We start from the raw sequence: 12759 nt of genomic DNA on the forward strand, positions 1-12759 counted from the left end.
CGATACAAAAAAGGGCGCCGTGCAGTCAATGCACGGCGCCCTTTTTCATGGCTGACGATCACCTGGGCACTGACGGTTACATCAGTCGATGTATTCGAACACCTTCACGATTTTCTGCACACCCGACACGCCCTGTACCAGATTGGCCGCGCGAGTGGCTTCAGCCTGGGTCAGCAGGCCCATCATGTAGACGATGCCGTTGTCGGTGACGATCTTGATGCGCGAGCCCGGCACGGCGCTGTCGGTAAGCATCTGCGCTTTGATCTTGGTGGTCAGCAACGCATCGTTGCTGATCGCCAGCAGGGTGATCGGGTCCATGACCTGCAGTTCGTTGTGCACCTTCTTGACCCGCTGCACCGTCGAGGCAGCCTGTTCGGCCTGGGCCTTGAGCTCTTCGCGCGGAGTCTGGCCGGCCAGCAGCACGACGCCGTTGAAGCTGGTCACGACGATGCGCGATGCGCCATTACCCAGGTCCGTGGCCGCTTTGGCGACGTTGACCTTGACCTTGGTTTCGATCAGCGAGTCATCGATGGTGCTGCCGAATGTGCGTGTGCCCCGGTCGTCCTGGATGGGGGTGTCCCGTGTTGCGGTGATTGCCGTGCTGCAACCGCTGATGGCAAGGCACAGCGTGATGGCCAAAAGGCTAAGGCGGTTAACGGTCATTCTTCACTCCCGAACAGTTGGCTGTCGATCAGATCGCACAGGCAGTGGATCGCCAGCAGGTGGACTTCTTGAATGCGTGCAGTGACATTGGCCGGGACGCGAATCTCCACGTCCTCAGGCAGCAGCAATGAGGCCATGCCGCCGCCGTCGCGCCCGGTCAAGGCTACGACAATCATTTCGCGATCATGTGCGGCCTGGATCGCTTGAATGATGTTCGCCGAGTTGCCGCTGGTGGAAATCGCCAGCAACACATCGCCCGGCTGGCCGAGGGCGCGGATCTGTTTGGAGAAGATTTCGTTGTAGCTGTAGTCGTTGGCGATCGAGGTGATCGTCGACGTGTCGGTGGTCAGGGCGATCGCCGGCAGGCTCGGGCGCTCGCGCTCGAAGCGGTTGAGCAGCTCGGAGGAAAAATGCTGGGCGTCACCGGCCGAGCCGCCGTTACCGCACGAAAGCATTTTGCCTTCGTTGAGCAAGGCATTGACCATGACCTGACTGGCTTGCTCGATGTGCGGTGCAAGTACGTCCATCGCCTGTTGCTTGGTGTCGATGCTGGCCTGGAAAAGCTGGCGAATTCGGGATTGCATGTCCATCTGTGTGACCTTAATTAGCGCGGCTGTTTGACACGGAAATGTGCAGCCCGCAAAGCAAAGAGCAAAAGTGTGTGGTGAAGGTGCCGGGTGAGTCAGCTGTCGAAGGCATCTTTGAGCCAGTTCAGATCAGCAGGGCCCGACGGTGTGCTTTCTATGGCAACCACATCGAAACGGCAGGGGGAATTGGCCCAGCGATGCTCTTTTAACAGGAAAAACTGCGCGGCGAGTATCAGCTTCTGACGCTTGCGCCCATCGATACTGGCGAGCGCGCCACCCCATTGTGCGTGTTTTCTGTAGCGGACTTCGACGAATACTACTGTATCGCCGTCAAGCATGACCAGATCAAGCTCACCGCGTTTACATAACCAGTTCTGCGCCAGAAGACGCAGACCCTGTTGCTGCAGGTAGCTCAATGCTTGGTGTTCGGCATCCTTGCCGCTTTGTGCGCTGGACCGCTCGGGCATCAGCGCGGGGTGTCCGGCAGGCGTTGGATTTCGCCGCCGACAAACTTCGCCCAAGGCATCTGGCGGTCAACGCGCTGGTTGGCGCCGATGCCCAGGTTACCGGAGAGACCGTCGACCCGGGTGTCCGGCAGCGCCTTGAGCTGGCCCAGGCGTGGCGCCAGGCGATAGGCATCGACGCCCATCGCGTAGAGCCGGCCCAGGCTGCCATTGGCTTGCGGCCATTGTGCGGCAACCTGGTTGCGCAGCGGGTCGGTGGTGTTGAGCAACCAAGGGGTTTCGCAGAACATCACGTTGGTCATGTCCAGGTACTGGTTGCGGTCGCCGCTGGCGCTGAATACGTGGGAAGTCGCGTAGACAGGCACATCACCGGCGTATTGGAAGTTCAGGGTCGGCTTGATCTGCTGGGCCAGTTGCGGGGTCACGGCCAGGAAGATGAACTCGATGTCCTGGCGACGCGACGGCTGGGCGGCAACGTCAGTACCGACGGTGCTTTGCAGGCTCTTGGCGCGGCCTTCGCTCTTGCGCAGCTGGAACAGGTCAGCGATCTGCTGGGCCAAAGCCACCGGCTGATCGACGTACTCGACGCCCATGACGGTGCCGCCGTTGGCTTCCCAATCCTGACGGAACGCTTTGTACACACGCTCGCCCCATTCGCCACGGGGCACCATGGCGGCGGCGCGGTGCAGGCCGTCGGCCCGGGCGCGGCGCGACACTTCACGGGCTTCGTCTTCAGCGGCCAGGCCGAACTGGAACAGTTGCGCCGGGCCTTGATCGGTTTCGCTGTAGTTCAGCGCCAGGGTGGTGATGGGGAGTTGCGGGCGAGCACTGAGCTGTTTGACCAGCGGCTTTTCCAGTGGGCCGACCACCAGTTGCACGCCGGCGGCCTGGGCCTTGGCGTAGAAGTCGTCGATGGAGGTCAGGCGCGAGCTGTCGTAAAACTCAATCACGGGCGGTTTCTGCCCGGCCTGTTCGGCCTGGTAGTGCGCGGCCATGAAGCCTTCACGCAACGCCTTGCCGACGGCCGCCAGGGCGCCTTCCTGCGGCAGCAACAGGGCGATCTTGTTGAGCGGCTGGCTGGCCAGTTCCTTGAGTTTGGTCAGCGGCGTCGGCAATTGCACCGCCGCCGGATGGCCCGGGTTGCGCGCACGCCAGGTGTCGATGGCGGTTTGCTGTTGTTCCAGTGTGCCGGCGCCCTTGACCGCCTGGGCCAGGGTGATCCAGCCGTCCAGCGTCGGGTTGCCGGTCGCTTGCAACTGCTCGGACGGCAGTGCGGCAATCAGCGCCCAGATCGCTTCGTGATTGTTGTTGGCCGCGTCGCCGCTGAGCAGAGGCGCCATGGCGACACGCTCGCGCGCCGCAGCCAGGGTCTGGCCGTCGGCTTCATAGGCGCGGGCATGCACGGTGCCGGTGCGGACCTGCTGATCGGCCGGCAGCTCCTTCAGGCTTTGCAGGCTGGGATGGTCCAACGCCGTCAAGGCAGCCTTGGGCTGGTTGCGGGTCATCGCCAGTTCCGCTGCCAGGGTGCTGGCAAATATCTGCCCGGCTGGCTTCAGCACATTCAGGGGCACCTGGGCCAGGATCTGCGAGGAACGGCCAGCATTGTTCTGCCGGTAGGCCAGGTCAGCCGCACTCAGGCGCAGCAATGCGGCCTTTTCCGGCGTGCTGGCGGCCGTGGCCTGTTCAAGCAATTGCTCGATACTGGCATCCGGGGTGCGTGGAAGGTCGCCAAGACTCGACGAGGGCGAGCTGGCGCAAGCGGCCAGCAAGGCAGCGAGGCAGAGGGCGGAGAGCAGCCGCAGGCAAGCGATCATGTAAGTGTTCCTGATACCGATCAAATTAGCGTGGAAGTGTACCCAAGCACTGGCTCAGGCGCGATGTTCGTGGCGTGAAACCGTGGATTTAGGTCGTGCAATTGTTGCCGGTTGCTAACAATGGCTGAAACGACATCCGCCGTGACGGCATATTTTCAGCGCGTCGACGCGCTACAATGTGGCTTTTGCCAATCATCGAGGTGTGCGTTTTGACTGCTCCAGGTCCTTTGAATTCCACTGCAGGCTCGCTTTTTGTCGTGGCGACGCCGATTGGCAACCTGGACGACATCAGTGCGCGGGCATTGAAGGTGTTGCGCGAGGTCAAATTGATCGCGGCGGAAGACACGCGGCACTCCCAACGGTTGATGCAGCATTTTGGTATCAGCACGCCACTGGCGGCGTGCCATGAACACAACGAGCGCGAGGAGGGCAGCCGTTTTATCACCCGTTTGCTGGCGGGTGATGATGTTGCGCTGATCTCCGATGCGGGCACGCCGCTGATTTCCGACCCCGGGTACCATCTGGTCCGCCAGGCGCGCGCCGCAGGTATCAATGTAGTGCCTGTTCCGGGAGCGTGCGCGCTGATTGCTGCATTATCTGCAGCCGGCTTGCCGTCGGACCGTTTTATCTTCGAAGGCTTCCTGCCCGCCAAGACCGTAGGGCGTCGCGCCCGTCTCCAGGCGTTGAAGGAAGAGCCGCGCACCCTGATTTTCTACGAAGCCCCGCACCGCATCCTGGAATGCCTGCAGGATATGGAGCTGGTGTTCGGCGGCGAGCGCCTGGCGCTGCTGGCGCGTGAGTTGACCAAGACCTTCGAGACCCTCAAGGGCCTGCCCCTGGAAGAGCTGCGCGGGTTTGTCGAAGGCGACAGCAATCAGCAGCGTGGCGAGTGCGTCGTGCTGGTGGCCGGCTGGACGGCTCCCGAGAGTGAGGACGCAGTCGGTAGCGAAGCCATGCGCATCCTCGATTTGCTGTTAAAGGAAATGCCGCTCAAGCGCGCCGCTGCCCTGGCGGCGGAAATTACCGGGGTGCGCAAGAATGTGTTGTATCAAGCCGCGCTCGATAAACAGAAAGCCGAATAGTTCCGGGGCCGGGCCGGTGTTTCGTCCGAACGTGATGGCAATGCTGCACTTTTAATACTTGTCCTGAAGCCGTCGTGCCGTTAACCTGCGCGGCGGAGAGTCGATTGGACAGTCGCTGCCTTCTATGAAAATTAGGGGGGGGAGGAAAGTCCGGGCTCCATAGGGCGAAGTGCCAGGTAATGCCTGGGAGGCGTGAGCCTACGGAAAGTGCCACAGAAAATAACCGCCTAAGCACTTCGGTGCCGGTAAGGGTGAAAAGGTGCGGTAAGAGCGCACCGCACGACTGGCAACAGTTCGTGGCTAGGTAAACCCCACTTGGAGCAAGACCAAATAGGGTCCCAAGGCGTGGCCCGCGCTGGGACCGGGTAGGTTGCTAAAGATGTCCAGTGATGGCCATCGTAGACGAATGACTGTTCAAGACAGAACCCGGCTTACAGATCGACTCTCCACCTTTTTTCCTTCCATCCGTACCTCGGGTGGAAACCGGTAGTAACGCAAGAATCCCTCCCTGCCAAATCATTGGCAGATGCGTCTTCGTAATACCAAAAAAATCTTACTCTTAATAAATTACTTTAACTTTGAGCCTCAGCTCTTTGAGTTGGCTGCGCTTGTTGAGTCAAAAACAACGCTGAAGTCGGGTTTCTCCTCTCTTTACGCTCGTAAATCTCCGTTCTGTAAGGCTTTTCCTTCTATCCGCGCCTTGACGGTGTGGTGGGCGCATTCCTATAGTGTGCGCAAGTGGCGGAAAGTGGCACAAAGTGGGTTTTTTGAACGTAAAACGCTAAAATTTGGAGAAACGCATCTGTGTTTCGCGGAGCTAACGCTATCAGTCTCGATGCAAAAGGCCGTCTCGCTATGCCGAGCCGGTATCGTGACGAGCTCATTTCGCGAAGTTCAGGGCAGTTAATCATCACGATTGACGCTGTTGACCCTTGTTTATGTGTTTACCCCCTCGATGAGTGGGAGTTGATCGAAACCAAGTTGCGCGCGCTGCCTTCATTGCGTGAAGAAAACCGCCGCCTGCAGCGTTTGCTGATCGGTAATGCCGTCGACCTTGAACTCGATGGCAGCGGTCGTTTCCTGGTGCCTCCGCGGTTGCGCGAATACGCCAGGCTCGACAAGCGCGCGATGCTGGTAGGCCAATTGAACAAGTTCCAATTGTGGGACGAAGATGCCTGGGATGCTGTTTCTGCAGCTGACCTGGCTGCTATTCAACAACCGGGCGCCATGCCTGATGAACTGCGTGATTTGATCCTGTGACTATTGATAGCGGCTTTAACCACATCACCGTACTGCTTGACGAAGCCGTTGAGGCTCTCGCCGTACGCGCGGATGGCTGCTATCTGGATGGCACCTTCGGCAGGGGCGGGCACAGTCGGTTGATACTCAGCCAGCTCGGGCCCGACGGTAAACTCCTCGGGTTCGACAAAGACCCTCAAGCGATTGCCACCGGGCAAGCGCTAGCGGCCGAAGACGGCCGCTTTGTCGTTGTGCAGCGCAGCTTTGCCGAGCTTGGCGCCGAAGTCGCCGAGCGCGGCATGGCGGGCAAGGTGGCCGGGGTTCTGCTCGACCTGGGCGTGTCTTCGCCGCAGCTCGATGACCCGGAGCGCGGCTTCAGCTTCATGAACGACGGCCCCCTCGACATGCGCATGGACCCGACGCGTGGCGTCAGCGCCGCGCAGTTCATCGCCACCGCGCCAGTCGAAGAAATCGCCCGGGTGTTCAAGGAATACGGTGAAGAGCGCTTCGCCGGCCGCATGGCCCGCGCCGTGGTCGAGCGCCGCGAGATCCAGCCGTTCGAACGCACCGCCGACCTGGCCGAAGTGCTCAAGGTCGCCAATCCGGCCTGGGAGAAGGGCAAGAACCCGGCGACCCGTGCGTTCCAGGGCTTGCGCATTCACGTCAACAACGAATTGGGCGATCTGGAGGCCGGCCTCGAGGCTGCCCTCGAGGCGCTGGAAGTGGGCGGTCGCCTGGTGGTGATCAGTTTCCATTCCCTGGAAGACCGCATCGTCAAACTGTTCATGCGGCGTCTGGTCAAGGGCGAATCGGACAACCTGCCGCGCAACCTGCCGGTGCGTTTCGAAGCCTTTGTGCCGAAAATCAAAATCCATGGCAAAGCGCAGTTCGCCTCTGAAGCCGAACTCAAGGCCAACCCACGTTCCCGTAGCGCCGTCATGCGCGTCGCGGAGAAGTTGCGGTGAGCAAGCTTTTCGCCAAACCCCTGCCGGGCGGCAGCTTCTTTATGTTGCTGCTGTTTGTCGGCGTGCTGGTGTCCGCGATTGCGGTGTCCTACAGCGCGCATTGGAACCGTCAGTTGCTCAATACCCTCTACGGGGAATTGAGCGTGCGCGACAAGGCGCAGGCGGAATGGGGTCGGCTGATCCTGGAGCAGAGCACCTGGACGGCCCATAGCCGTATCGAAGTGCTGGCCACAGAACAACTGAAAATGCACATTCCGGGCGCTGCCGACGTTCGCATGGTGGCGCCATGATGAAGCTCGAGGGCGCACTCTACCCATGGCGCTTCCGTCTGATGCTCGGCTTGCTGGCGTTGATGGTAGGCGCGATCGTCTGGCGGATCTTCGACCTGCAGGTGGTCGACCGTGACTTCCTGATCGGCCAGGGCGACGCCCGTAGCTTGCGACATATCCCGATTCCCGCGCACCGCGGCCTGATCACCGACCGTAACGGCGAGCCCCTGGCCGTGAGTACGCCGGTGACCACCCTGTGGGCCAACGCCAAGGAATTGCAAGTGGCCAAGGACAAGTGGCCCGAACTCGCCGCTGCCCTGGGGCAGGATCGCAAAGCCCTGACCGAGCGCCTGGAAGCCCAGGCCAATAAAGAATTCATCTACCTGGTTCGCGGGCTCACCCCTGAGCAGGGTCAGCAAGTGCTCGACCTTAAAATTCCCGGTGTCTACGGCATCGAGGAATTTCGTCGTTTCTACCCGGCCGGGGAAACCACTGCGCACATGGTCGGTTTTACCGATATCGATGACCATGGCCGCGAAGGCGTCGAGTTGGCCTACGACGAATGGCTGGCCGGGGTTCCGGGCAAGCGCCAGGTCATCAAGGACCGGCGCGGCAGACTGATCAAGGATGTACAGGTCACCAAGAACGCCAAGGCCGGCAAGCCCTTGGCGTTGTCGATTGACTTGCGCCTGCAGTACCTGGCCAACCGTGAGCTGCGTAACGCGATCATCGAGAACGGCGCAAAAGCCGGCAGCCTGGTGATCATGGACGTGAAGACCGGCGAGATCCTCGCCATGGTCAACCAGCCGACGTACAACCCGAACAACCGTCGCAACCTGCAACCGGCGATGATGCGCAACCGCGCCATGATCGACGTGTTCGAGCCGGGTTCGACCATGAAAGCCATCTCCATGAGCGCCGCACTGGAAACCGGACGCTGGAAGCCCAGCGACAAGGTCGAGGTGTATCCAGGTACGTTGCAGTTGGGCAAATACACCATTCGTGACGTGTCCCGTACCGAGGGCCCGGTGCTGGACCTGACCGGCATCCTGATCAACTCCAGTAACGTGGGCATGAGCAAGGTCGCCTTTGATATCGGCGGCGAGACCATCTACCACCTGGCGCAAAAAATCGGCCTGGGTCAACCCACCGGGCTCGACTTCCCCGGTGAGCGCGTAGGCAACCTGCCGAACTACCGCGACTGGAAAAAAGCCGAGACCGCCACGCTATCCTACGGCTACGGCCTGTCGGTGACCGCGATCCAGCTGGCCCATGCTTTCTCTGTATTGGCCAATAACGGCCGCATGGTTCCGCTGAGCCTGATCCATGTCGACGAAGCGCCGAAAGCCACCCAGGTGATCCCGGAAAAAGTCGCCAAGACCATGCAAGGCATGCTGCAACAAGTGATCGAGGCGCCGCGTGGTGTATTCCGCGCCCAGGTGCCGGCTTATCACGTGGCCGGCAAGTCCGGTACCGCACGTAAAACCTCGGTTGGTACCAAGGGCTATGCGGAAAATTCCTATCGCTCGCTGTTCGCCGGTTTCGGCCCGATGAGCGACCCACGCTACGCCATCGTCGTGGTGATCGATGAACCGAGCAAGGCCGGTTACTTCGGTGGCCTGGTCTCGGCGCCGGTGTTCAGCAAAGTCATGTCCGGCACCCTGCGCCTGATGAACATCACGCCGGACAATCTGCCGCCGACCCAGCAAGCGAACGCCGCACCGCCGGTAGCCGCTGTAAAAGCCAATGGAGGGCGCGGCTGATGTCTCTTAGCCTGAACAAGATTTTTGCCCACGCCGGCCGCGATCTGTTGATCCGCGAGTTGAGCCTGGACAGCCGCACGGTACGCGCCGGTGACTTGTTCCTGGCGGTGCCTGGTGGCAAATTCGATGGCCGTGCGCACATCGCCGATGCCCTGCAGCGTGGCGCTGCCGCCGTGGCCTATGAAGTGGATGGCGCCACTGTGCTGCCAATCACCGATGTGCCGTTGATTCCGGTGAAGAACCTGGCCGCCCAGCTGTCCGACATCGCCGGGCGCTTCTATGGCGAGCCGAGCCGCCACCTCAACCTGGTGGGCGTAACCGGCACCAACGGCAAGACCAGCGTCACTCAGTTGGTCGCCCAGGCGCTTGACCTGCTGGGCCAGCATTGCGGCATCGTCGGTACCCTGGGCACCGGCTTTTATGGCGCGTTGCAAAGCGGCCTGCACACCACGCCGAACCCGATTGCCGTGCAGGCGACCCTGGCCGACCTGAAAAAGGCCGGTGCCAGGGCGGTTGCCATGGAAGTCTCGTCCCATGGCCTGGACCAGGGCCGCGTGACGGCGTTGGCGTTTGATGTGGCCGTGATGACCAACCTGTCCCGGGATCATCTGGACTACCACGGCACCATGGAGGCGTACGCCGCCGCCAAGGCCAAGCTGTTCGCCTGGAATGATCTGAAATGCCGGGTGGTCAACCTCGACGACGCGTTTGGCCGCCAGCTGGCTGCCCAAGACAGCGAAGCGCGCCTGATCAGCTACAGCCTGGAAGATTCCAGCGCCTACCTGTATTGCCGTGAGGCCCAATTCAATGACGAAGGCGTGCGCGCTACGTTGGTTACGCCTCAGGGCGAACACCATTTGCGCAGCACCTTGCTCGGTCGCTTCAACCTGAGCAACGTGCTCGCCGCTATCGGCGCGCTGCTCGGCCTGGATTACGCCCTCGACGAAATCCTCAAGGTGTTGCCGAAGCTGGAAGGCCCGGCCGGTCGCATGCAGCGCCTGGGTGGCGGCACACAACCGCTGGTGGTGGTCGACTACGCTCACACCCCTGACGCCCTGGAAAAAGTCCTGCTGGCGCTGCGCCCCCATGCCAAGGGCAAGCTGTTGTGCCTGTTCGGCTGCGGCGGCGACCGCGATCGCGGCAAGCGTCCGTTAATGGCCGAGATTGTCGAGCGCCTGGCTGACGGCGTGCTGGTGACCGACGACAACCCGCGCAGCGAAGAACCGGGGCGGATTTTCGACGATATCCGCCAAGGCTTCAAAGACACCGCCAACGTCACCTTCGTGGCCGGTCGCGGCACCGCCATCGCGCAATTGATCGCCAGCGCCAGCGCGGATGACGTGGTCGTGCTGGCCGGCAAGGGGCATGAGGATTACCAGGAGATCAACGGCGAGCGCCATGCCTTTTCCGATCTGGTCGAGGCGGATCGCGCCTTGACTGCCTGGGAGGTCGCCCATGCTTAAGGCGATGACATTCAGCGAACTGGCCCAGGCGTTGTCCGCCCGCGTGCTGTCCAGCGATTGCACGTTCGACGGCGTCAGTATCGACAGTCGCAACATCAAGCCGGGCCAGTTGTTCGTCGCCCTCGCAGGCCCGCGCTTCGATGGCCACGACTACCTTAACGAAGTCGCCGCCAAAGGCGCCGTGGGTGCCCTGGTGCAACGCGAAGTGGCACATGCCACCTTGCCGCAGCTGCTGGTCGCCGATACCCGCCTGGCCCTGGGCCAACTGGGCGCGCTGAACCGCGCCGCCTTCGACAAGCCGGTTGCCGCCGTCACCGGTTCCAGTGGCAAGACCACCGTCAAAGAGCTGTTGGCCGGTGTACTGCGCACGCGCGGGCCGGTGCTCGCTACCCGTGGCAACCTGAACAATGATTTCGGCGCACCGCTGACCCTGCTCGAACTGGCCCCGGAACACACGGCGGCGGTGATCGAGCTGGGCGCTTCACGCATCGGCGAGATTGCCTACACCGTGGCGCTGACCCAGCCTCACGTCGCCATTATCAATAACGCCGGCACCGCCCACGTCGGTGAGTTCGGTGGCCCGGAAAAAATCGTCGAAGCCAAGGGTGAAATCCTTGAAGGCCTCGACGCTTCGGGCACTGCTGTACTGAATCTGGATGACAAGGCTTTTGAGACCTGGCGTGCACGTGCCGCCGGTCGCAAGGTGCTGACGTTCGCCGTGCTGAACGCCGCGGCCGATTTCCACGCCTCCAACATTACCGTCGATGCACGGGGTTGCCCGTCCTTCACCTTGCACACGCCGCAAGGCAATGAGCACGTGCAACTGAACCTGCTGGGCAACCATAACGTCGCCAACGCCCTGGCCGCCGCCGCTGCCGCTTACGCCCTGGGCGTGTCGCTGTTCGGCATCGCCACAGGCCTGGGCGCGGTGCAGCCGGTCAAGGGGCGCACTGTTGCGCAATTGGCCAGTAACGGCATGCGCGTGATCGATGACACCTACAACGCCAACCCGTCTTCCATCAATGCCGCCGTGGACCTGCTCAACGGCTTCGATGGGCGCAAAGTGCTGGTACTGGGCGATATCGGCGAACTGGGCGACTGGGCCGAGCAAGGCCACCGCGAAGTCGGCGCCTATGCCGCCGGCAAAGTCGACGCGCTCTACGCAGTCGGCCCGAACATGGCTCACGCGGTAGACGCCTTCGGCCCCGGCGCGCGTCATTTCGCGACCCAGGCCGAATTGATCCAGGCGTTGACTGCGGCCGAGCACGATAAACACACAACCATTTTGATCAAGGGATCGCGCAGCGCGGTGATGGAAAACGTCGTCGCAGCCTTGTGTGGCTCAAGTACGGAGAAACATTAATGCTGCTGCTGCTGGCTGAGTATCTGCAACAGTTCCACAAAGGCTTCGCGGTCTTTCAGTACCTGACCCTGCGCGGGATCCTGGGTGTGCTGACCGCGCTGTGTTTGTCGCTGTTCCTGGGGCCGTGGATGATCCGCACCCTGCAGAACCTGCAAATTGGTCAATCGGTTCGCAATGACGGCCCGCAGTCGCACCTGTCCAAGTCCGGCACCCCGACCATGGGCGGTGCGTTGATTCTGTCGTCCATCGGCGTCAGCACCCTGCTCTGGGCGGACCTGCATAACCGCTATGTGTGGGTGGTGCTGCTGGTGACCCTGCTGTTCGGCGCCATCGGCTGGGTGGATGACTACCGCAAAGTGATCGAGAAAAACTCCAAGGGCCTGCCAAGCCGCTGGAAGTATTTCTGGCAATCGGTATTCGGCCTGGCGGCGGCGATCTTCCTCTACACCACCGCGCCTAGCGCTGTGGAAACCACCCTGATCATCCCGATGCTCAAGGACGCCAGCATTCCACTGGGCATCGGCTTCGTGGTGCTGACCTATTTCGTGATTGTCGGCTCCAGCAACGCGGTGAACCTGACCGACGGCCTCGACGGCCTGGCGATCATGCCGACGGTGATGGTGGGCGGCGCGCTCGGCATCTTCTGCTACCTGTCGGGTAACGTGAAATTCGCTGAATACCTGCTGATTCCCTATGTGCCGGGCGCGGGCGAGTTGATCGTGTTCTGCGGCGCGCTGATCGGTGCCGGCCTGGGGTTCCTGTGGTTCAACACCTACCCGGCGCAAGTGTTCATGGGCGACGTCGGCGCACTGGCGCTGGGCGCGGCACTGGGCACCATCGCGGTGATCGTGCGCCAGGAAATCGTGCTGTTCATCATGGGCGGTGTGTTCGTGATGGAAACCCTGTCGGTGGTCATCCAAGTGGCCTCCTTCAAATTGACCGGGCGCCGCGTATTTCGCATGGCGCCGATTCACCACCACTTTGAACTCAAGGGCTGGCCCGAGCCACGCGTGATCGTCCGTTTCTGGATCATCACCGTGATTCTGGTACTGGTCGGCCTTGCCACCCTGAAACTGAGGTAGAAACG

Annotated in this window: 12 protein-coding genes and 1 other RNA gene; 9 read left to right on the forward strand and 4 right to left on the reverse strand. The window is 61.6% G+C overall.

Annotated features, from left to right (window positions below; genetic code table 11):
* Window positions 1-81: 81 nt before the first annotated feature.
* From J1G34_RS04825 to J1G34_RS04840, 4 genes are all read right to left on the reverse strand, one after another.
* Window positions 82-663 carry a BON domain-containing protein gene (locus J1G34_RS04825; protein ID WP_065885819.1) on the reverse strand — a complete coding sequence of 194 codons (582 nt, stop codon included), beginning with the start codon at window positions 661-663 and terminating at the stop codon, window positions 82-84.
* Window positions 660-1253, reverse strand: coding sequence for a phosphoheptose isomerase (locus J1G34_RS04830; protein ID WP_003216190.1), 594 nt, complete (start codon window positions 1251-1253; stop codon window positions 660-662). Before J1G34_RS04830 ends, J1G34_RS04825 begins: the two co-directional genes overlap by 4 nt.
* A 92-nt stretch (window positions 1254-1345) precedes the next feature.
* On the reverse strand, window positions 1346-1717 hold the full coding sequence (locus J1G34_RS04835) for a YraN family protein (protein WP_065892622.1): 372 nt from the start codon (window positions 1715-1717) through the stop codon (window positions 1346-1348).
* Window positions 1717-3528, reverse strand: coding sequence for a penicillin-binding protein activator (locus tag J1G34_RS04840; RefSeq protein WP_065892621.1), 1812 nt, complete (start codon window positions 3526-3528; stop codon window positions 1717-1719). The genes J1G34_RS04835 and J1G34_RS04840 overlap by 1 nt, the downstream gene beginning before the upstream one ends.
* Before the next feature lie 176 nt (window positions 3529-3704).
* On the opposite strand from J1G34_RS04840, the gene rsmI reads away from it, so the two are divergent.
* The 9 genes from rsmI (at window position 3705) to mraY (ending at window position 12754) form a co-directional block, all read left to right on the forward strand.
* The gene (gene rsmI, locus J1G34_RS04845) at window positions 3705-4610 is read left to right on the forward strand and encodes a 16S rRNA (cytidine(1402)-2'-O)-methyltransferase (RefSeq protein WP_163001701.1); all 906 of its coding nucleotides are present in this window, start codon (window positions 3705-3707) and stop codon (window positions 4608-4610) included.
* 96 nt (window positions 4611-4706) lie between these two features.
* An RNA gene (gene rnpB, locus J1G34_RS04850) (RNase P RNA component class A) lies at window positions 4707-5060 on the forward strand.
* A 354-nt stretch (window positions 5061-5414) separates the two neighbouring features.
* Window positions 5415-5870 (forward strand): division/cell wall cluster transcriptional repressor MraZ, encoded by a 456-nt coding sequence (gene mraZ / locus J1G34_RS04855; protein WP_004371993.1) that lies wholly within the window; start codon window positions 5415-5417, stop codon window positions 5868-5870.
* Window positions 5867-6814 (forward strand): 16S rRNA (cytosine(1402)-N(4))-methyltransferase RsmH, encoded by a 948-nt coding sequence (gene rsmH / locus J1G34_RS04860; RefSeq protein ID WP_010213048.1) that lies wholly within the window; start codon window positions 5867-5869, stop codon window positions 6812-6814. Before mraZ ends, rsmH begins: the two co-directional genes overlap by 4 nt.
* Complete coding sequence (ftsL, locus tag J1G34_RS04865; protein ID WP_057724615.1) at window positions 6811-7104, forward strand: cell division protein FtsL; 294 nt, start codon at window positions 6811-6813, stop codon at window positions 7102-7104. Before rsmH ends, ftsL begins: the two co-directional genes overlap by 4 nt.
* The gene (locus tag J1G34_RS04870; protein ID WP_163001703.1) at window positions 7104-8846 is read left to right on the forward strand and encodes a peptidoglycan D,D-transpeptidase FtsI family protein; all 1743 of its coding nucleotides are present in this window, start codon (window positions 7104-7106) and stop codon (window positions 8844-8846) included. Before ftsL ends, J1G34_RS04870 begins: the two co-directional genes overlap by 1 nt.
* Window positions 8846-10309: a UDP-N-acetylmuramoyl-L-alanyl-D-glutamate--2,6-diaminopimelate ligase gene (locus tag J1G34_RS04875; protein ID WP_065892619.1), complete on the forward strand. Its 1464-nt coding sequence runs from the start codon at window positions 8846-8848 to the stop codon at window positions 10307-10309. The genes J1G34_RS04870 and J1G34_RS04875 overlap by 1 nt, the downstream gene beginning before the upstream one ends.
* Entirely contained in the window at window positions 10302-11672 is a 1371-nt protein-coding gene (locus J1G34_RS04880; protein ID WP_065897309.1) for a UDP-N-acetylmuramoyl-tripeptide--D-alanyl-D-alanine ligase, read from the forward strand. The genes J1G34_RS04875 and J1G34_RS04880 overlap by 8 nt, the downstream gene beginning before the upstream one ends.
* Window positions 11672-12754 carry a phospho-N-acetylmuramoyl-pentapeptide-transferase gene (gene mraY / locus J1G34_RS04885; RefSeq protein ID WP_057724619.1) on the forward strand — a complete coding sequence of 361 codons (1083 nt, stop codon included), beginning with the start codon at window positions 11672-11674 and terminating at the stop codon, window positions 12752-12754. Before J1G34_RS04880 ends, mraY begins: the two co-directional genes overlap by 1 nt.
* Window positions 12755-12759 lie beyond the last annotated feature (5 nt).

This window comes from Pseudomonas sp. Wu6 (assembly GCF_019891515.1).
Lineage (GTDB): Bacteria > Pseudomonadota > Gammaproteobacteria > Pseudomonadales > Pseudomonadaceae > Aquipseudomonas > Aquipseudomonas orientalis_A.